The sequence below is a fragment of the Neokomagataea anthophila genome (assembly GCF_018122595.1).
Lineage (GTDB): Bacteria > Pseudomonadota > Alphaproteobacteria > Acetobacterales > Acetobacteraceae > Gluconobacter > Gluconobacter anthophilus.
This window is the reverse complement of record NZ_JAGRQH010000001.1, coordinates 433564-454378: the sequence shown is the minus strand read 5'-3', so window position 1 is coordinate 454378 and position 20815 is coordinate 433564. Positions and strand designations below refer to the sequence as shown.

General features: G+C 52.9%; 15 protein-coding genes and 1 pseudogene. 8 read left to right on the top strand and 8 right to left on the bottom strand.

The window, feature by feature from the left end:
- Positions 1–77: 77 nt before the first annotated feature.
- Positions 78–2198: a M3 family metallopeptidase gene (locus tag KB213_RS02015; protein WP_211680388.1), complete on the bottom strand. Its 2121-nt coding sequence runs from the start codon at positions 2196–2198 to the stop codon at positions 78–80.
- A gap of 232 nt (positions 2199–2430) precedes the next feature.
- Between KB213_RS02015 and ahpC the strand changes: the two genes are divergently transcribed.
- The 3 genes and pseudogenes from ahpC to KB213_RS12800 form a co-directional block, all read left to right on the top strand.
- Positions 2431–2994, top strand: coding sequence for an alkyl hydroperoxide reductase subunit C (gene ahpC, locus KB213_RS02010; protein WP_068167542.1), 564 nt, complete (start codon positions 2431–2433; stop codon positions 2992–2994).
- 129 nt (positions 2995–3123) lie between these two features.
- On the top strand, positions 3124–4680 hold the full coding sequence (gene ahpF / locus KB213_RS02005) for an alkyl hydroperoxide reductase subunit F (RefSeq protein WP_211680386.1): 1557 nt from the start codon (positions 3124–3126) through the stop codon (positions 4678–4680).
- 181 nt (positions 4681–4861) lie between these two features.
- Positions 4862–5054: pseudogene (locus tag KB213_RS12800) on the top strand (transposase); the annotation flags it as partial.
- Between the two features lie 173 nt (positions 5055–5227).
- On the opposite strand, the gene KB213_RS01995 reads toward KB213_RS12800, so the two are convergent.
- The 5 genes from KB213_RS01995 to KB213_RS01975 form a co-directional block, all read right to left on the bottom strand.
- Positions 5228–6133, bottom strand: a complete 906-nt coding sequence (locus tag KB213_RS01995) for an SPFH domain-containing protein (protein ID WP_211680382.1) — start codon at positions 6131–6133, stop codon at positions 5228–5230.
- 63 nt (positions 6134–6196) lie between these two features.
- The gene (locus KB213_RS01990) at positions 6197–7432 is read right to left on the bottom strand and encodes a Gfo/Idh/MocA family protein (protein ID WP_211680380.1); all 1236 of its coding nucleotides are present in this window, start codon (positions 7430–7432) and stop codon (positions 6197–6199) included.
- 160 nt (positions 7433–7592) lie between these two features.
- A complete protein-coding gene (locus tag KB213_RS01985) occupies positions 7593–8834 on the bottom strand; it encodes an NAD(P)/FAD-dependent oxidoreductase (protein ID WP_211680378.1) in 1242 nt (413 codons plus the stop codon).
- A gap of 57 nt (positions 8835–8891) precedes the next feature.
- Entirely contained in the window at positions 8892–9845 is a 954-nt protein-coding gene (locus KB213_RS01980; RefSeq protein WP_211680376.1) for a nucleoside hydrolase, read from the bottom strand.
- A 25-nt stretch (positions 9846–9870) separates the two neighbouring features.
- Positions 9871–10122, bottom strand: coding sequence for a DUF3297 family protein (locus KB213_RS01975; RefSeq protein ID WP_211680374.1), 252 nt, complete (start codon positions 10120–10122; stop codon positions 9871–9873).
- 136 nt (positions 10123–10258) lie between these two features.
- Between KB213_RS01975 and KB213_RS01970 the strand changes: the two genes are divergently transcribed.
- The 5 genes from KB213_RS01970 to trhO all read left to right on the top strand — a co-directional run bounded on the left by KB213_RS01970 (position 10259) and on the right by trhO (position 18034).
- Complete coding sequence (locus KB213_RS01970) at positions 10259–11446, top strand: alpha/beta hydrolase (RefSeq protein ID WP_211680372.1); 1188 nt, start codon at positions 10259–10261, stop codon at positions 11444–11446.
- Positions 11443–12240 carry an SDR family NAD(P)-dependent oxidoreductase gene (locus tag KB213_RS01965; RefSeq protein ID WP_211680370.1) on the top strand — a complete coding sequence of 266 codons (798 nt, stop codon included), beginning with the start codon at positions 11443–11445 and terminating at the stop codon, positions 12238–12240. Before KB213_RS01970 ends, KB213_RS01965 begins: the two co-directional genes overlap by 4 nt.
- Before the next feature lie 94 nt (positions 12241–12334).
- A complete protein-coding gene (locus tag KB213_RS01960; RefSeq protein ID WP_211680368.1) occupies positions 12335–15622 on the top strand; it encodes an efflux RND transporter permease subunit in 3288 nt (1095 codons plus the stop codon).
- 132 nt (positions 15623–15754) lie between these two features.
- Complete coding sequence (locus KB213_RS01955; RefSeq protein WP_211680366.1) at positions 15755–17071, top strand: autotransporter strand-loop-strand O-heptosyltransferase; 1317 nt, start codon at positions 15755–15757, stop codon at positions 17069–17071.
- Positions 17072–17080: 9 nt separating this feature from the next.
- Complete coding sequence (gene trhO, locus KB213_RS01950) at positions 17081–18034, top strand: oxygen-dependent tRNA uridine(34) hydroxylase TrhO (protein ID WP_211680364.1); 954 nt, start codon at positions 17081–17083, stop codon at positions 18032–18034.
- Between the two features lie 69 nt (positions 18035–18103).
- On the opposite strand, the gene KB213_RS01945 is transcribed toward trhO, so the two are convergent.
- The gene (locus tag KB213_RS01945; protein ID WP_211680362.1) at positions 18104–19498 is read right to left on the bottom strand and encodes a carbohydrate porin; all 1395 of its coding nucleotides are present in this window, start codon (positions 19496–19498) and stop codon (positions 18104–18106) included.
- Complete coding sequence (locus KB213_RS01940; RefSeq protein ID WP_211680360.1) at positions 19495–20613, bottom strand: energy transducer TonB; 1119 nt, start codon at positions 20611–20613, stop codon at positions 19495–19497. Before KB213_RS01940 ends, KB213_RS01945 begins: the two co-directional genes overlap by 4 nt.
- Positions 20614–20815 lie beyond the last annotated feature (202 nt).

Here is a 20815-nt window from a genome sequence, read left to right as displayed (position 1 = left end):
CTCAATAAGAAGGGTGCAGGGATCAAGATCCCTGCCGGGTCCGGGCAGCGCCCGGATGGTCCGACAGGGGAGGGTTATTATTGCGCCGTCAGACCGCGATGCGCGAGCATAGGCTCGATTTCGGGGTCTTTGCCGTAGAAGGCGCGGAACATGGGGGCGTAATCCATCGTATGGCCCTTGGACAGGATCATATCGCGGAAGCGCTGGCCGTTTTCACGGGTGAGGCCACCATGCTGCGTGAACCATGCAAAAGCGTCTTGATCCAGCATTTCGGTCCAGAGATAGGCGTAGTACCCGGCGGAGTAGCCGTTGGACCAGATATGCAGGAAGTAGGTTGAACGATAGCGGGGCGGAACGTGTGTGACGTCTAGGCCCATGCTGTTGAGGGCGTCGCTCTCGAACTTATCAACGTCTTGACGTGGGGTCGAAGCGGGCAGGCTGTGCCACTTCATATCCAGTTCAGACGCTTCCACGATTTCACCCAGAGCGTAGCCTTGGTTAAAGCGTGCGGCTTTTTTGATCTTCGCGACGAGGTCCTGGGGCATGGGGGCGCCGGTTTTATAATTCCGTGCGTAATGCGCTAGAACTTTCGGGTCAAAAGCCCAGTTTTCGTTGAACTGGGATGGGAACTCGACGAAGTCACGGGCAACGCTAGTGCCGGAGAGGGACGGGTATGTCTGGCTTGCAAACAGGCCGTGCAGGGCATGGCCAAATTCATGGAACATGGTCGTCACGTCATCAGAGGTGATAAGTTGTGGTTGACCCGGCGCGGCTTTTGCAAAATTGCCGACGTTGTAAATAACAGGCTTTGTGCCAAGCAGCTTGGATTGACCAACGAAGTTCGACATCCATGCGCCACCAGATTTGGTGTCACGTTTAAAGTAGTCAAAATACATCAGACCAAGCTGTGAGCCGTCTTTGTCGAACACTTCAAACACCATGACATCCGGGTGGTAAACGGGAATGTCTGTGCGGGGTTTGAAGGTCAGTCCGTAAAGCTGATTTGCGGCAAAAAAGACGCCATCAGTCAGTACGGTCTTGAGTTCGAAATAGGGTTTTACGTCATCTTGATTGAGGGCGTATTTTTCGCGGCGTACCTGCTCGGCATAGCGTTGCCAGTCCCACGGCATGAGAGAGAAGTTCTCTCCATCACGGTGAATGGCATCTTGCAGAAGGTTAACTTCGTTCTTCTGTTCTGCGGCAATGGCGGGCACCAGTTTTTGCATGAAGCCATTGGCTTCTTCTGGTGTTTTGGCCATTTGATCATAGAGCGTATAGGCGGCGTAGTTCGGGTAGCCGAACAAGGCTGCTTTTTGGGCGCGGAGTTGTGCGAGTTCTGCGATGGTTGAGCGCGTGTCGTTCGCGTCACCACGTTCTGCGCGGTTCCAGCTATGGTCATACAAAGCTTGGCGTGTGGCGCGGTTGCTGAGGCCTTCTAGAGCAGGTTGCTGCGTGGTGTTTTGCAGAGGGAGGGCCCACTTCCCAGCGAGTTTGCGGCTTTCTGCGGCTTTAGCGGCACCGGCGATGCTGCCATCATCCAGACCTGCGAGGGCGTCTTTCGAGTCGACAACCAAAGCGCCATCACGTGCGGCGGCGATCAGTTTTTGTTGATACGCGGATTCGAGATTTGCCAGCTTCGTGTTGATCGCGCGAAGTTTGATTTTATCGCCCTTGGACAGCTCTGCGCCAGAGTGGACGAATTGCTGATAATAGACATCGAGAAGCTGTGCTTGTTCAGCATCCAGATTTAGTGTGGCACGTGAATCATAAAGTGTTTTGATGCGTGCAAAGAGGCGTGGGTTAAGGTTGATTTCATCTGAATGTTGGGAAAGGCGGGCCGCTTCACGGCTTTCGACCTTATCTAGAGCGGGGTTGCTGTTGGCTTGGTAAACACCAAAGAAGGTTTCTTGAACGCGGTCCAGCAAGCGGCCTGATTTTTCGAGGGCAACAATGGTGTTCTCGAATGTTGGCGCGGCTTTGTTGTTTGCAATCGCGAGGACTTCACGCATGTGATCGGCCATGCCGCGCTCAAAAGCGGGGGCGTAATCACTGTCTTTAATCAGGTCAAAGCGGGGTGCTTGATAAGGTAATGTGCTGGCGGTGAAAAAGGGATTGGTCGCTGCTGCTTGCGCTTGTGTGCCTGCGAGAGCGGTAAAAGAGAGCGCATAAACGGCGCGCACCCAAGACTTTGTATTCATGACATTATCCTGATTTTGTAATGACATATTGAGTGTAGGTGAGAAGCGTTCGAGCGTCCATGAGTGCGCTGGGGTGGTGGTATTTGTTTGATCGATAAAAATTTTCATTCAAAAAACGTTATTCGGTTAAACCGATCAATCATATTGACACTAACTGTTTCCTGTTTTTCTCATTCTGTGGGACATAGAATCCCGTCTCTAAACGTAGAGCGACAAAGCAGGAGATTTTCTGATGGTTCGCATTAACTCGACGCTGGCTCCTTTCAGCACTGATGCTTTCCGTGATGGTAAGTTTTTGACGGTTACGGATTCTGACGTTCGCGGCAAATGGTCCGTGTTCTTCTTCTATCCGGCTGACTTCACATTCGTTTGCCCGACTGAGCTTGAAGACCTCGCTGACCATCAAGCTGAGTTCGACAAGCTGGGCGTTGAAATCTACGGTGTGTCTACCGACAAGCACTTCACTCATAAGGCTTGGCACGACACGTCACCAGCAATTGGCAAGATCAAGTACACGATGCTTGGTGACCCAACAGGTGCGATCTCCAAGGCATTCGATGTGTACATCGAAGAAGCTGGTATGGCTGACCGTGGTACCTTCCTGCTCGACCCAGAAGGTAAGGTTCAGTACATCGAAATCACCTCTGGCGGCGTAGGCCGTAGCGCGACGGAACTGCTCGATAAGGTTCGTGCGGCTCAGTATGTTGCGGCTCACCCTGGTGAAGTTTGCCCAGCAAAGTGGAAAGAAGGCTCAGAAACGCTGAAGCCATCTCTCGACCTGATTGGCAAGATCTGATCCTTACGGTCAGTATCGGGGTAGGGGCTTTTGGGCCTCTACCCACCACAGTATTTTTGTTTTAGCGATATCCACACAATACCAACCGGCTGTCGCTTCTGTTTCCGATGATACAATGGGAGAAAAACCATGCTTCAGGACGACCTGAAAACCCAGATGCGCGCCTATATGGACTATCTGCGCGAGAATGTCGTTCTGGAAGCGACGCTCGGAACAGATGCGCGTTCGAATGAAATTCGTGATGTTTTGGCAGAGGTTGCTAGCCTTTCAGACAAGGTGAGTTTTTCAGATCAAGGCACAGATGCACGCAGCCCATCCTTTGTGATCCGCCGTGCGGGTTCGCAAGAGCAGGTGGCGTTTGGTGGTCTGCCGATGGGCCATGAGTTTACATCGTTTGTGCTGGCGTTGCTGCAAGTTGGCGGGCACCCACCGAAGATCGATGTAGACCAAGTTGAGCAAATTCGTGCGCTGGATGGTGATTTCCAGTTTGAGACGTATTTCTCACAATCCTGCCAAAACTGCCCAGATGTGGTGCAAGCGCTCAATGCGATGAGTGTGCTGAATCCTAAGATTAAGCATATTGCGATTGATGGTGCGGATTTCCAAGCTGAGGTGGAAGAGCGCGGTATTCGTACTGTGCCGCAGGTTTATCTGAATGGTGTGCCGTTCTCATCTGGTCGGATGGATGTGGCGCAGATTCTGGCGAAGCTTGATGAGTCTTCTGTCGAGCGTGCTGCGGCGAAGCTGGGTGATCTTGCGCCATTTGATGTGCTTGTTTTGGGCGGTGGCCCTGCTGGTGCATCGGCTGCTGTGTATGCGGCGCGTAAAGGCTTGCGTACGGGTATTGTGGCGGATCGCTTTGGTGGTCAGGTCATGGATACGGCAGGGATTGAAAACTTCATTTCCGTAAAGGAAACAGAAGGTCCACATCTGGCCGCAGCGTTTGAAGCCCATGTTCGCCAGTATGATGTTGAAGTGATTGCGTCACAGCGTGCGAATAAGCTGGTGCCAAAGCAGGATGAGACCGGGTTGCACGAGATTGTTTTGGAGAGCGGTGCAAGCCTGCGTTCTAAGACGATTATCTTAGCGACGGGTGCTCGCTGGCGTCAGCTTGGTGTGCCGGGTGAGAAAGAATACATGACCAAGGGCGTGGCATATTGCCCGCATTGTGATGGTCCGTTCTATAAGGGGCGCCCGGTTGTTGTTGCTGGTGGTGGTAACAGCGGTGTGGAAGCGGCCATTGATTTGGCGGGTATTGTGTCTCACGTCACGCTGTTGCAGCGCGGTGCACAACTGAAGGCGGATAAGGTTCTGCAAGATAAGCTGCATAGCTTGAAGAACGTTACGGTGTTGACCAATGCTCTGACGGCTGAGATTCAGGGTAACGGTAAGGAAGTGACGGGTCTGACTTACCGCGATGTTGATGGCGCATCCCAAGAGATTAAAGCGGATGGTGTCTTTGTGCAGATTGGTTTGTTACCAAACACGGAATGGCTGAAAGGCGCACTGGATCTTTCTCCGTATGGTGAGATCGTGATCAATGATCATTGTGCGACGTCTGTTCCGGGTGTGTTCGCGGCAGGTGACGCGACGACCGTGCCGTATAAGCAGATTGTGATTGCCACAGGTGAGGGGGCAAAGGCGTCTCTATCAGCCTTTGATTATCTCATTCGTTTGCCTGTTTAAGGCATATTTGGTCTGTAGGTTGGAGGTAAGGCGGCTGTTTAGCCGCCTTATTTTTTGTCTCAACTCGCTGTGTTTCACGTGAAACGCTGTTGGGGTTGATGTGCTTCCCGGAACTGTAGCCATTGTGAAGTGGAGTTTGCTGGATAGGGTTATGAAGCGCAGTCGTTGTGTGGAAGAATAGATTATCAAGGTCCTACACAAGCAGGGTGCGGGGCTGAAAATGCCGGATCTCTGCCGCAAAAGTGCTATTGAGTGATGCCACGTTTTATAAGTGGAAACCCCGTTATGGAGGCCTTGAGGTTTCGGAAGTGAAAAAACTGTGTGTGTTGGAGGACGAGAACACCCGTCTGAAACGTCTCTTGGCGGATGCGATGCGGGTCAACGAACATATGCCGTGTAAAAGGCTGGTATCATGGTCGTACGCCATGTTTAGAAGCCTTTTCCCTTCCTATCGCTTGAGAACAAGAAGGGACTTATTATCCGGTTGGGTTGAGGTATACTTCGTTTAGCAAGACTAACCACGATCTAAGATAAAAACGGCTTGGATTTAATCCACAGCTGGAATGAAACGTCCTGCGCTGGCGGCTGTGATGTTTTGTGTGTTCATGTCTGTAGGGACGAAAATGACGGTGGCTTTGCCGGTGCGGCTGGCGGTGGTGACCATGTCATTTTGATTGACGTTGAGCATGAGCGCGAGGATGGCGTCTTCGCTGACTTCGGTCATACTCGCGCGGAGTGTGGCAGCGGCTTCGGCAAAGCCTGCAGCAATGGCTTTGCGTTCATTGGCGATACCTTCCCCTTGCAGTTTTTTACTTTCGGCTTCTGCACGGGCGATACCAAGGCGACGCACCATTTCGGCATCAGCTTCAGCCTGTGCGGCGTCTTTGCGCGCTACGGCGGCGAGTTTATTATTCATGGCTTCTTGGATCACTTTTGGCGGCATGGGCTGCTCAATCGTGACGTTATGAATATCGAGACCAGAATCGAGGGCATCGGCCGTTTGGTCAGCGATGACTTGGCGGGCTACGGCGTTACGCTGTGAGTAGAGTTCGGATAGCGTCATGGTTGAGGCGATCTGGCGAATTTCATTTTCGACTTTAAAGACAAGTCGTTTGACGGGTTCTGAGACTTTATAGGCAAAATTGAAGACGGCATCAGAATCATCGCGGACGCTGTAGAGCAGGACCCATCGGATTTCGATGAATACGTCATCTTTGGTTTTGATTTCGGATAGGGTTTCGACCTGCTCTTGTTGCAGGGAAACTCTGTAAGAAATGCGGTTGAGTACAGGAATGATAAAATGGAGGCCGCTATTGAGTGGTTTGCGCTGCGGTTTTCCGAGAAACTCGTAGACATAGACCATGCGTCCTGGAACGATGATAATGCCATTTAGAAGTAGTATTGCTCCAATAATGAGAAGGAGTATAATTAAAAATACAAGGCTGGTAAGCATGATGTGTACTCGCATTGTTATGATGAAATATTTGCAGAGTACACATCATGAAATCAATAAAAATCAACCAAGACGCCAGTTGCCCCAATCGGTTGAGACGGGTTTTTGGGTTTCAGCAGCTTTGTAAATCGCTTGGATAATTTTTAGGTCTTGCAGGCCTTCTTCCCCTGTAGACGTGATGGGGGCCTTCTTTTGAATGGCTTCTGGTAAGTGATCTAGTTGTGCAGAGAATTGGTTGAGTTGCGGAATGGTGAACATTCGTGGTGTCCATACTTCTGTTTCATCAGTTTCATGAAGCTCTACTCGGTTACCATAATAGCCTGTGGCTGGGTCCATGGTGAGGTTTGCTTTGTCGCCTTGGAGGCCAAATCGTGTTGTGGCAGCGGTGGAGAATGAGGAGCTACCATGGACCATAGCACCAGAACGGTAGCGCATTAGCCAAGTAATACGGTCTTCGACATCACCGAAATTGGGGTTTTTGGGTGGTACGGTCATGGCCATGACTTCGATGGGATCTTCATTAAGAAGGTAGCGAGAAGCATTGATGCCGTAGATGCCGATATCCATGAGTGACCCACCGCCGGAGAGTGCTTTGGTGACGCGCCATTGGGCGGAGGGGTCTTGGAAGTCAAGAATATCGGTATTGTCGGTTGTGAGGATTTTGGGGGTGCCGAGGCGTCCATTGCGGATGACGGAGACGGCTTGACGGTTCAGTGGGTCATAATGGCAGCGATAGCCGATCATCAGTTGTTTGTTTGCGCGCTTACCTGCATCGATCATGCGTTGCGCGTCTTCGATAGTAGTGGCCATGGGTTTTTCACACATGACATGTTTACCGGCCCGAAATGCGCGAATGGTGAAGTCGGCATGAAGAGCATTTGGCAAAATAATATAGACGGCATCAATTTTGGGGTTGTGAATGATGTTGTCAAAATTTTCGTAAGAGTAAATGGAGTCTTCGTTTAGGTTGTATTGCTGTGCGACTTTGAGCGCTTTGTTGCGGTCACCGCTGACGAGGGCCTCTAACCGTGCGTGTTGGCACTCGGCAAAGGCAGGTAAAATCTGATTAAGAGCGTATTTTCCAAGCCCGACGATAGCATAGCCGAATGTTCTTTTGCCTTCTGGCAAGGGACGGATTGGGGTGGGATATGGGCGGCCTGTTAGGTGGTTAGGGGGGGCAGTAAAGCTTTGTGCCAGTGCGGTGTTTGCGAGGGACCCTACCGCGGCAAGCGATCCGATACTGAGAAGTGTACGGCGGGAAGTATGTGTTTTGGGGGCGCTGTGCTTCTTTTGGGTCATGTGGAGAGCCCTTTATTACCCTGCGAGAGGGATGTTTTTAGGAAGACTCGAATGTCTTTCTTAAAAACTATTTTATAAAAAGGTCTTTTACCCAGAGTGATGTGGATCAAGAAGGATGATGAATCCCCCCACTTTGATAATGAAAGTGGGGGGTGTTGGCTTAAGAGCCTGATTTAACGCGGTGTTTGACAGTGATGTTTTGGCCTTTCATCATGCCGTGCCAGTAGACGCGGTGAAAGACTTGCGTTTTGAGGAACCATGCAAAGCGGCTGGGTTTGCGTTGGTCATAGGGGAAACTGGGGGCGACTTTTCCGCCATATACGAACTCAGCCAAGACGACTTTGCCGTATGCCACGGTGAGGGGGCAGGCGCCGTATCCGTCATACGTGCCTTTGAGTGGGCGGCCATCGAGTGAAGCGAGCAGGTTTTCAACGACGATTGGTGCTTGCTCACGTACGGCGGCGGCGGTTTTAGCGTTGGTGGTGCCCATGACGTCACCTGCGCCGAAAATTGTGTCATAGCGGGTGTGTTGCAGGGTGGCGGGGTCAACGTCGAGCCAACCACCAGCATTGGCGAGGGGGCTGGTTTTTACGAAATCTGGTGCGCTTTGTGGTGGGGTGACATGCAGCAGGTCAAAGCTGCGTGTGATGGTTTCCTCTGTTCCGACGATTTGGAACGTTGCCTCGCGCTTTTCTCCATCGACTTTGATGAGGTTTTCTTTTTTGTGAACGTTGACGCCGTAATAATCCATTTGACGCTGTAAGGTTGGGACCCAGTGGGCAACGCCAAAGAGGGCGTCCCCTGCGAGGCAGAAATCTACTTCGGTATTATGTAGTGAGCCTTCTTGGCGCCAATGGTCTGAGGCGAGGTAGACGATTTTTTGTGGTGCGCCTGCGCATTTGATCGGCATAGGGGGCTGCGTGAAAATTGCCTTGCCGCCATCCAAGTGTCGGATGCACTCCCATGTATAGGCAGCCGTTTCACGTGAGTAGTTGGAGGTGACACCGTTGCGCCCGAGGGTTTCGGGGAGGCCTTCGATTTTGTCCCAGTCCAGTTGTAGGCCGGGGCAGACGATCAAGCGGCGGTACTGGACGGTGCGGCCGCTTTCAAGGGTGACGCTGAGGTCATCAGGTGCGAAGGAGGCTGCGCGTTCTCTGATCCATGTGACGCCACGGGGAATGAGGCCGCCTTCTTGGCGTAGGGTTTTGCGTAGGGGAACAACGCCAGCGCCAACCAAGGTCCATGCCGGTTGGTAGGCGTGGGTCGTGGAGGGTTCGATGATGGCGATGGAAAGGTTCGGGCGGTGCTTTTTCAGCAATGACGCGATGGAGATGCCTGCCGCACCACCGCCAATAATGACGACGGTGAAGCGATCTTCAGATGATGGGGATGTATCAGCCATGATCGAAACTCCGAAAGATCGAAAGAGCCGAGCCATCCCAAGAGGTTGAAGTGAGGTTTACTTCAAGCGGCCAAGACGCTCAGCGAGAAGACTATAAAACGCCTCTGCGTCGATCTCGTCCACCCACAAAGCGTTTGGTGTACGTGATGTAACGGCCCAATAATCGACAATACTTTGGCCGAGGCAAAGGGGAGCGTCACATTCAACGACGACATTGCATACCCGCCCTGCGAAGAGATCAGGGCGCAAGAGCCAGCCAATGGTGAGAGGGTCATGCAGTGCGCCGCCTTCCCAGCCATATTTCAGCTTCTCAAAGCGGTCCTCTGCGCCGAGCATACGAGTGACCATGGCGCTGACGGGGGTGTTGTGTGCGCTGATGGGGGCGAGGCGCTTGGGGGTGGCGATGGCGCGGTGTGTGACGTCAAGCGGAAGCAATGTGATGGGGCGCCCGCATGCGAGCACAATTTTTGCGGCGTCTGGGTCTACAAAGAAATTGAATTCAGCGGTGGGGGTGATGTTGCCGCCTTCGCGCTGTGCGCCGCCCATGGCGACGATCTGTGCGATGCCGTGCACGCAGTTAGGCGCGCGGGTTAAAGCAGTGGCGATGTTGGTCAGCGGGCCAAGGCAGACGAGGGTGATGGGGTTTTGGTCGTCATGTGCTTGGGTGAGGCGTTCGATCAGGGCATCAACGGCATGTTGGGGTTGTGCTGTGAGGGTGGGGGGCGGCAGGTTTGCGCCGCCCATGCCTGTTTCTCCGTGGACATTGGCCGCGTAGATGGGGTCTTTACGGAGCGGGCGGGCCGCACCGGCATAAACGGGGACATCAGTGCGGTGTGCAAGTTCCAGCAGGGCGCAGGCATTACGCGCTGTTTGCTCCACGGCGACATTACCAGCAACGGTGGTGATGGCGTCTACCGTCAGTTCTGGTGACGCAAGCGCCAGAAGAATGGTGACGGCATCGTCCTGACCGGGGTCCGTATCAATAATGATGCGGCGAGGTAATGGAGCCATGGAGTGCGCTCTCTCTTTTTGTTTATTACGATTCGGTGTTGTCGTCTTTGAACCAGACTTCGACTGGGCCGGTGATCTTCAGGGTCATGGGGCGGCCTTTACGGTCCATTGCTTTACCGACGGTGAGACGCACCCAGCCTTCGCTGATGCAATATTCTTCAACCGTGGTCTTTTCTTCACCTTTGAAGCGGACACCGACGCCACGAGCTAGGACTTCTTCATTGTAGAAAGGGCTGTCGGGGCTGGCGCAGAGGCGGTCGGGAGGCGTATCGCTCATGGGAATGATCCTGTTCATGTGATGTGTTCGTTCCTTCTCTAGCGCCCAAGGCGCTACTCTCCAAGTCATCAACCTCTCGTCCTGTGTGTTTCTCCTTGCTAGGGTCTTGATTGGGCCACTGAGGATTGTGGAAATCATGGGTGTATGTCGTGCTGTGACGCGCTGGGGATCGTATGTTGTTTCCGGAGTGGTGGTCTTATCGGTGGGGTTAACGTCTTGTGCGCCGAAGCCTGTGCTGCCCGTTTTGGATGATGTGCCGGGCGTTGCTGCCGGGCAGGTTGTACGTGTGGATCGCTTAGGAAATGGAGCTGTCCGGCGGGGGTGGCGCCTCACGTATCGGAGTTTGGATGGGCAGAACGCGCATCAGCTGGTGCGTGTGTCGGCGCAGGTGTTTTTGCCGTCTGGTAAGGCGCCTCAAGGGGGATGGCCTGTCCTAGCGTGGGCGCATGGTGCGCGTGGCCTTAGTCTGACATGTGCGCCTTCTATTATGGGAGAAGGAACGTCAGAACAGGCATTTTTTGAAGCGTGGCTGCGCCGTGGTTATGCCATTATTGCTACGGATTATCAGGGCTTGGGTGAGCCGGGCCAGGTTTTGTTTATGAATGCTCGTTCTGAGGGAATGAATGTTCTGGATGCGGTGCGGGCTGCGCGGGTACAATTCTCTCAACTCTCCAGTACCGTGATTGTTTATGGTCATTCGCAAGGGGCACAGGCGGCGTTAGCGGCGGCGGGTATGGCTGCGTCTTATGCGCCTGGCTTGGCGATACGTGGTGTGATTGCTGCGGCGCCACCATTCTTGGACCAGCTTGGGTTGCAGCAACGTTTGCATTCTGATGGGACAGGGAATGGTACGTCGAGTTTACCGGTTATGATGTCTTTGGTGCAGTCTGCTGCGGATGCAGGAGAAGATATGCAGGGTGTTTACACGGCGAAAGCGAAGCGTTTTTCTGTGCAGGCGCGGTCCTTATGTATCGAAGACTTTGCGCCTAAAGTGCATAAGCAGGGCTTAAAACCGGAGACGGTTTTCGCGGCAGGTGCAGCAAAAAAACTGGCATTTTTAGCGCAGACATGGACGGCCTACCCATCTTTCTCTTTGCCTGTTCCGGTTTTGATTGGGACGGGGTTGGACGATCACCACAATACAGCTCTTGAGCAAGATCGACTGGTGCGTGCTTTGTGCCATGCTGGAAGTATTGTGCAGCAGGAGCATTTTCCGGGGGCTAATCATTTTTCGACGCTCCGTGATGTACAGCACGATGCGATGCATTTTGCGGATTCTGTTCGTTTAGGCAGAGTGCCGCAGAATACCTGCCCAGCTTTATGAGAGTTCTGATTTCAGGTGCGGCGTCTGGGATTGGGCGTGAGTTAGCGTGCCGTTTGGCGCGGCCTGGTACGATCTTATTTTTGGTGGATGTTCAGGCAGATGCCCTAGAGCAGACGCGGCATGATTGTATGGCGCGTGGGGCGGATGTGCGGAGCATTGTGCTGGATGTGCGAGATCGTGTGGGGATGAGTGCTTGGGTGAAGAGTGCTCAGCAACTGGATCATGTGTTTATTTGTGCCGGGATTACGGGGGGAAGGCCACCTTGTGATGATGATATGGCCGCGTTTGAGGGAGAAGAGCGTGTCCGTACAATGTTTGCGGTGAATTTTGATGGTGTTTTGAATGTTTTTTATCCGGCGCTGGCTATTATGCGGTGCGGAAAGCCGAATGCGGCGGGGGTACGTGGGCGAATTTGTGTGATGGCGTCTGTTGCGGGGTTTGTTTCCTATCCGGGTACGGCATCTTATTCTGCATCCAAGGCTGCGGTGGATAGGTTTTTGGTAGCGATGGCGCCGTCGGTCGAAGCATTGGGTATTACGTTGACGTCCGTGTGTTGTGGATTTGTGGACACGGCAATGGTGTGGCGGAATGATTTCCCGATGCCGGGTCAGGTCTCGGTGGAAGAGGCCGTTTCGCGTATTGTGCGGGGTGTGCAGCAGGGAAAGCGGCGTGTGGTGTTTCCGTTGTGGCTGGCGGTGGGATCACGGCTGATGGATCTTTTGCCGCCACGCTGGGCAGAGCGGTGTTATTTACGGCAGCCTTCGGCGCAGCCTGCGGGAATGCCGGATTTTTAATCAGAATATCATGATAATTTTCATGGATTAGGCATGATGTATTGTGTCTAATTGGTAATGACAAAAAACAGGTCAATGAGGCTATACTTTTCTTATGAACTTCTGCCGTATTTTCATTGACCGCCCCGTTGCGACAACGCTGATGTCTATCGCGATTTTTGTTGCAGGGATTATTTGTTATCCATTGCTTCCGGTCTCGACTATGCCGGATATGTCATCCACTGCGATTATGGTGGTGGCGACGCAGCCGGGGGCAGATCCGGAGCAAATGGCGACGTCTGTTGTCGGACCGTTGGAGCATCGACTGACGGGGCTGGCAGACCTTGAAAGTATTGAATCCGAAACAACGCAGGGTAGTAGTAGCCTCTACTTGAATTTCTCATCGTCCCGCAATCCGGATGGAGCGTTGCGTGATGTGCGTGCTGCGTTGCGCGCTGCGCGGGTGGACTTGCCGCAAGGGACGTTGGACGGGGATCCGCAGGCTTTTAAGCTCGATGGTGGTGGGTTCCCGGTTTATTTGATGAGTTTGACGTCGGATACGTTATCTCAAGGGCAGCTTTACGATATTGCTCATATCAATGTTGATCCGATTTTGTCGGAAGTGTCTGGGGTTGGGCGGGTCGAGGTTGTCGGTTCGTCTAATCCTGCGGTGCGTGTTGAGCTTAATCCTGGTCCTTTGTATCGGTGGGGGATTGGGCTGGAGGATATTCGGTCTGCGCTTGCTTCGGCGAATGCGTTTACGCCGAAAGGTTTTATTGACAGTCACGGTCAGCGCATGACGCTGACAACGAATGATCAGGCGCTTAAAGCGGAAGATTATCGAAATCTGATTATTGCGTACCGGAATAACTTTTTCCCTGTGCGCTTGAGTGATGTCGCGACCGTTAAAGATGACGTGCAAGATGTTTATCAGACGGCATATTTGAATGGTCAACGTGCGGTGACGTTGCTGGTAACGGCGCAGCCCCATGCGAACACCGTGGCGATTGTGAATGGCATTAATGCGCGGATGGATAAGCTCCGTGCGTCTTTGCCGCCCCATGTTGCGTTGCGTGTTGGGCTGGATACATCCCGTTCTATTCGGGCGGCGCTACTGGATGCCAAAGAGACGTTATTTGTTTCTGTGATCCTGGTTGTGCTGGTGATTTTAGTCTTTTTCCGCCGTGTTAAGACGACGATTATTCCAGCCGTGACGGTGCCATTAGCCTTGTCAGGCACATTGGCTGTGATGGCGATGTTCCATTTTTCACTCGATGTTTTGTCTTTGATGGCTTTGACCATTGCTGTTGGTTTTGTGGTCGATGATGCCATTGTCGTGTTGGAAAATATCGCGCGTCACATTGAGAATGGTGAGACGCGCTATGATGCCAGTGTACGTGGTGCTTCTGAGATTGGATTTACGGTTCTATCGATCAGTGCATCGCTGATTGCGGTGTTCATACCGTTGTTGTTTTTGCCGGGCACCGCGGGTTCGATCATGTTCGAGTTCTGCATGACGATGATTGCCGCCATTGTTATTTCTATGTGGCTTTCGCTGACGCTGACGCCAATGATGTGCGCGCGTATGCTGGAAGTGGATCATGGAGATGGAGAAGCGCGTGGTTTTGTTGGGGCTATTCTGAATAGAACCGTATGGGTGTTGGACGGGTTGTCTGCGCTCTATGCGCGTTCCATGCGCTGGTGTTTACGGCATACGGTGCTGGTGGGTTTGACATTACCCTTAAGCTTTATTGCGTTGATTGCGGTAGTCACGATCTTGCCGAAGGATTTTGTACCGCAGCAAGATATTTCGCTTTTGGGAGGGAATATACAGGGTGACCCGACGATGTCGTTCCAAGAGTTGGATCGGCGTATTAAAGTTGTGGCGAATATTGTGGGGAAAGACCCTGATGTTTTGTCGACAACAGTGTTTACGAGTTCGAAAAATGAGGCAGATTTTTATCTGCATTTGAAAGATAAAAGCGAGAGACCTCCGGTTGAGACGGTTCTGGCTCGGATACGTAAAGCCTTACCGAATGATCCCGGTGCTGAGGTGATGTTCTGGAATCAGGGCGGCGGCAATCAGGGCGGGAATAGCCAGAATAATACTGGTAATTATCGTTATGTATTGCGCGGTGAAAATATTGATGATTTGTCGGCGTATATCCCGAAATTAATGTCTTATTTGCGTAATTCGGGGCATTTTAACAACCTCTCTTCACCGACAGAACATCAAACGATCTCTGCTGTTGTGGCAGTGCGCCGTGAGACGGAAGCGCGCTATGGAGTGACGCCGCAGCTGATCCAGCAGGCATTGTATGACTCGTATGGGCAGAGCATTGTTTCTACGATTCATCTGCCGATGACGACGCATCGTGTGGTGATGGTTGTGGCACCGGAATATCGGTTGGATCCGTATCAATTGCATTCGTTATGGGTCTCGACTTCGGCAGGAACGGCAGCGGGTGGTATTGCCTCGAACTTGATACGTGTGCGTGAAACGGGTGGAACGGAATCTGCGTTTAATGCGCGTGCTGCGGCATCGATTCAGAATGCGCTGGCCAATAGGTTGTCTGGTACGAGTTCTGCGGGGTCTGCTGTATCGTCTTCGAGCGAAACGATGGTGCCATTGGATAATGTGGCGCAGGTTTTGATGAAGCCGCAGCCTTTAATGGTGGCGCATCGGGAGGGGTATTTCTCAGAGTCGTTTTCATTCGATCTCACCCCGGGGTTTTCCTATTCACAAGCAACGAAATTTATTGAGCGTGCTTTACAGGAGACGCATGCACCTTCTGGTGTTTTGGGGGAATTTACGGGAACGGCGGGTGATACCTCCAAAATGTTGGTTAATGGTTTGTTGGCCTTCGCGGCCGCCTTGGCGGTGATGTATATTGTGTTGGGGATTTTGTATGAGAGTTTGATCCACCCAATCACCATTTTATCGACGCTTCCGTCAGCGGGTATTGGCGCGGTTCTGGCTCTTTTGGTGTCGGGCAGTTCGTTCAGTTTGATTGCGATGATTGGGATTATTCTTCTGACAGGGATTGTGAAGAAGAACGCTATTTTGGTGATTGATTTTGCGATTGAAGCTGAACGCAAAGAAGGGTTGAGTCCGAAAGAGGCTGTATACAAGGCTTCTGTCACCCGGTTCCGTCCGATTATTATGACGTCTTTGGCTGCAGCGCTTGGGGCTGTCCCTTTGATTATTGGGCATGGTTATGGCTCTGAGATGCGTGCGCCTTTGGGGATTTCGGTGCTGGGCGGGATGATTGTGAGCCAGTTATTGACTTTATATACGACGCCGGTGGTGTATTTGTGGATGGACCGTCTAGGGCGGTTCGGAACGCGTTTGGTTCGGCGTGTTGTTGGGAAATCAAAAATATCATCAGCCATTAAAGTTTAAGGGTAGTATATTTTTTCCTGAATAGGATTTATTGTGAAAGCATCTTTCTTCTTGTGAGGAGAAAGATGCTTTTTGCTATTTTATTAATATTTCAATTTTATTAGAGAAATAAAAGGGATTTTATTAAGAACGATGGCAGATGATTTTTCTTCGACCGCCCCTCAGAGTTTTTCTGTGTCTGCTGTGAGTAAGGCCTCGGATGCAGGGCCTTATTTGTTACCACCTGCGGCACCTGCGTTGAGTGTTGAGCGTAATATATGTTTTGATTTCAATGATGGTGCTCGTGTGATGGTGCCTGAAATCGATCCTCAAATTGGACAATGGCATGTCTGTCTGTCCGATTATGAGACGGGTAATGTATTATTCAATGCCCCATTAAAGGGCGGTATGGTGTCTTCGACGAAGAAGTATCATGTGCCGTTTCAGATTGATGTGACTTTGGTGCAGGCGGATGGGACGCGTGTCGCGGCCTTGCATCATAAGATGTCTTTGCGGGAACAGCCGGTTTTGGTGCAGCTTCCTGTGGGGACGTTGGGGGATACACTGGCATGGTTGCCAGCAGTTATCCGTTTTGCGCGGCAAACGGGTGCGCGTGTGACGTGCAGTGTTGCGGACATTATTTTACCGCTTGTCGCAGAGGCTAACCCTGAGGTGGTGTTGGTCGGGCATAATGTTGCGAAGGCTGACGAAGCTTTTACGAGCCGTTTTTACGCGACGTATCGTATTGGTTTGTTCTTCACGGATAAAGATTGTGCCTATCAGCCGACGGATTTTCGACATGTTGGGTTGCACCGTACGGCAGCGTATATTTTGGGGGTAGACCCTTGGGATGATACGCCGCCAAAGGTGACGATTCCGGATGGTGATACGCCGCCAATAAATGGCCCTTACGTGGTCATTGCAACGCAGGCGAGTACCCAGTGCAAGTACTGGAACAACCCTGCTGGGTGGCATGAGGTGATCGCATTTTTGAAGAAAGCGGGATACCGGGTTGTCTGTATTGATAAAGATGCGTTTCATGGAACAGGGTATGTGTATAATCATATACCGCATGGCTGTGAGGATGAAACGGGCCCTCGGCCACTCTCTGAACGAGCACGCTGGCTCAAACACGCAAGTTTCTTTATAGGGTTATCGAGCGGTCTGGCGTGGTTGGCTCATGCAGCGGGGACGCCTGTTGTTATGATTTCAGGGTTTACACATCCGAATAATGAGTTTGCTACGCCGTATCGTGTCATCAATTGGCATACGTGCAATTCTTGCTGGAATGATCCGCAACACCAGTTTGATCATAAAGACTTTTTTTGGTGCCCTCGTCATAAAGGGGATGAGCGCCAATTTGAGTGTACTCGTTTGATTACGGGGGCGCAGGTCATCCGCACGATACGCCGCTTGATGAAAGACCGTGCCCTGCCGGGTGCGGAGGATCAACAAACGAACGCTGCGTGACCGAGTCTTATGTCTGAGATATCTTCTTCCGTTGAAATGCCCATCTGTGTGGCAGCTCTGTATAAATTTGTGCCGATTGAGGATTGTCCATCTGTTCAGGCCTTGCTGAAGCAGGATGGGGAGGCGTTGGGCATTCGCGGGATTCTGCTGGTCGCTCCTGAAGGGTTGAACGGCACGATTGCGGGAACGGATGAGGCGATTACGGCTATTTTGACGCGTATCCGCTCTTTGCCGGGGTGTGCAGATATTGAGGTGAAATTCTCACGGGCGCCGGAATTACCGTTCCGGCGTTTTAAGGTGCGGTTGAAGCGTGAAATTGTGACGATGGGGTGCCCGGATATTGATCCGCGGCATAGTGTTGGTCATTACGTTGCGCCGGAAGATTGGAATGATTTGATTTCTGATCCGGATACGATTTTGATTGATACGCGTAATGATTACGAAGTGTCGATCGGAACGTTTAAGGGGGCTGAAGACCCGAAGACGACCAGCTTCCGTGAGTTTCCTGAATGGTTTCGTAAGCGTCGGGAGGCCTTGGAGGCTGAAGGGCGCAAGCCAAAGATTGCGATGTTCTGCACGGGGGGCATTCGCTGTGAGAAATCGACGGCTTTTGCGCGCTCGGAAGGTGTGGAAGATGTGTACCACTTGCAGGGTGGTATTTTGAAATATCTGGAGACGGTGCCAGAGGAAAAGAGCATGTGGGAAGGCGCGTGCTTTGTCTTTGACCAGCGCGTTGCGGTGGAGCATGGCCTTGAAATTTCACATTATGATCTGTGCCATGCGTGTCGCCGGCCAATTTCGGAGGCAGAAAAAGCCTCTCCGCTGTATGTGCAGGGGGTGGCATGTCCGCATTGTCATAATGAACGCTCTGAAGAGCAGCGGCACCGCTACGCTGAGCGTGAGCGGCAAGAGCGTTTGGCCTTAGAGCGTAAGAGCGGCCATTTGGGTGTGTCCCAGAAATAGGGTGAGGGGGCGTTTTCTGTATGTGGAAGACGCCCTGCCGGTTGTTGCTACGTCTAAGAATAAAATCATCTAAAATTCTGAGTGAATACGGGCGCCAAGAATTGAGACGGGGCCACGATCTTTATTATAGGCGGGGTTTCCGACCCATTGATAATCAAGGGTAAGGTGGCCGATAGGGTGGACTGAGAGGTCGTAATACATCTCTATGATATGTTCGTCTCCGGCGTGGGGGAGTTGGCCATCCCCGACGAGTAAGCCGGTTCCACCTGCGGCGAGATAGGCTTTGCGGCGGCCGGATGCCGCGTTGATGACTCCTGCGAGGCCGATGCGGTCATCGGAGCGGTGCCAAATTGTACCGTCAAAGGACAGGCCGAGGGCGAGAGAGCGGTCAATATCTGTGAATTCGTAGGTTTCGTAGTGGCCGTCGGCCCAGCCTGTGCGGATAAAGGCGGCGATGTTTTTTGTCAGGGATTGCTCAATGGTAAGGCTGAGGCCGGGGCGGTTTTCCATGCGGCGGACATTGGCGGTGTTGGGCGTAGTGTCGGTAAGGTTTCCAAGGCGTAGGGCATCGGAAAAGCGCCCCATACGGGCATGGGTTGTGAATGCTGTGAGCAAGATTTTTCCGGGGAGTGTGCCGATTTGGTGCCGCTCTTCAAGTTCTTCATCAATTTGGAATTGTTTGAAGCTAGTATCAATATCCGGGCTGTTGGGCACGATGGACATGAGGAATGCGCCGGAGCGTAATGTCCAGCGGCCTTGTGTCCATTCCGTGGCGATGCCGGTGGTGTAACCCCACGAATCTGCTGCGTAATCGAAGGTTCCGGTATCGATCAGGGACCAGTTCAGAAAGTCGGCCCGTGGGTCATGGGCGTAGCTGTTATTATCGTAGAGATCGGGGATGGAGAACTTCCCCATTGTGAGGACCAAGCGGTTCGGTGCTTGTTTGATTGAGAATTGGTTGAGGTCATCATCCACTCTCGTGGCGGTCCCGCCAAGGTTGATGGTTTGTCGGAAGAAGGCCCGTTGGACGCGGAAATAGGGGGTGCCGCGTCCAATTTTATAGGCTTCACCGCTGGAGAAACCGGCTAACCCTAGGGTGTTACCAATGCCGAAGCCTTGATCAACTTCGCCATTTACCCAGATTTCGCCGCCCTGCCATGGGTGCAGTCCGGCATAGAGGGTGAGATCCCATGTTTCATCGCCGCGTGCGGCGGGCATGAGGCTTTGCGCGCCGGAATAAGGGGCATGAAATCCGTCATGCCCTTGCCAGACGAGGGTTGATTGCGCGTGGAAGGCAAAGAGGTCGCTAGAGTCGGTTGTGTTGGGCTGGGCTGTTTCCGCTTCGATGAGTGGGGATAAAGCGGGGACAGCCCATGCTGGGTTTCTGGGTGCGAAAACCGTGGCAAGGGTGAAAGATAAGAGGCTGTAGCGACGGAGAGAGTGGTAAGCGGTGCGTACGATCATTGACGGATGAGGATGTAATTCAGGGTCATGTCGAATTCGAAGTGATCGCCCTTCATGTCTGGCGGAGGAGGAGGCAAGTGGGAGCCTTGGAAGGTGCTCGTAAGGCCCGCATCTAAAGAGTATGAGCCGGATGATCCGATGAGGCGCACGGTTTTGACGCGTCCGTACCGATCTAGGACGACGTGGACGGAGGTAGCGCCGTCTTCGCCGTTACGGGCGGCCTCTTCTGGGTAATAGATATGGGCTTTGATCCAGCGATCGATTTCACCGGCATAATCTTCACTGACGCCACGGATGGAGGTTTTGGTTTTGAAGGGCGCATTGATTTGCCCGTTCATGCTTAGCGGGCCGAGGGACATATCGATGGGGCCGCCGGAGCCTGCGGGGCGGCCGCGATGGCGTGGGCGGGGTGAGGGTTGCTCGTTAAAGCTGAGATCCATGGGGTGTGCGAAGGGATTACTGGTCGCGCTGCTGGATGTTGTCTGGCGGTGATGTTGGTGGCCGCGCTGCGTGTGTGCTTGAGCGCTGGGGGAATGCCCCGGTGTGACGGGTGCAGTGGTTGGTGGTGTTTGGGTGAGTTCTGCGGAGTGATCTTGCTCTAATGGCGGTGCGGAGGGCTGATCTGGGGTGGGTACGACTGTGGATGGTGCAGATTCAGCACTGTCTGAATTGGCTTCAGAAGGTGGCTGTGGTGAGGGGGTTTGCGTGTTTTGAGCCGGCTGACCGCCGCCTTGATCCTGCGAGCGTGGGCCTTGCATGCTGTGTTTGGTAGGGGGTTGGTCAAAAACCATTTCGACCTGCGGTTCTGCACCCGTGGCGCCGCCGGAGAGTTGTTGGTGCGGCCATAAAAGGAGCGTTAAGAGCGCGCCATGCAATAAGGCTGAAAAGCAGAATGGGCCGAGGGGGCCAGCTTCGATGAAAACCTGCCGTCGTTCCATAGGGGTAAGGACGGAACGGACGGGGGTGCTGGGGGCGGCATAATCGCGCAGGCGTTCCCGTGTCCCAGTTGTCGGGGCGGCACGGCGTGCTGTGGCCGTTTTGAGGCGTGGAGCGGCGAAGAACTGGGGTTCTTGGCGCTCATCGCGTTGGGAAGCATGCGGGATACGGCGGATCATGCAGGTTGGCGGCGTGTGTGTTGCGTCCGGCCAGATGTCAGCCTCTCCCGTTGTGGGAGGGACTGAGCGGGTGCTGGTGCGGTCAGGTTTACTGTGCGGCCTTGGGAAGGCCGTGCGGAAAATTCACGTCGGATCACACGGTATCATAGACAGGTCTTAGGGAATCAAGAAAGCCCGAAACCTGTTTTGTTGTGTGTTTGTT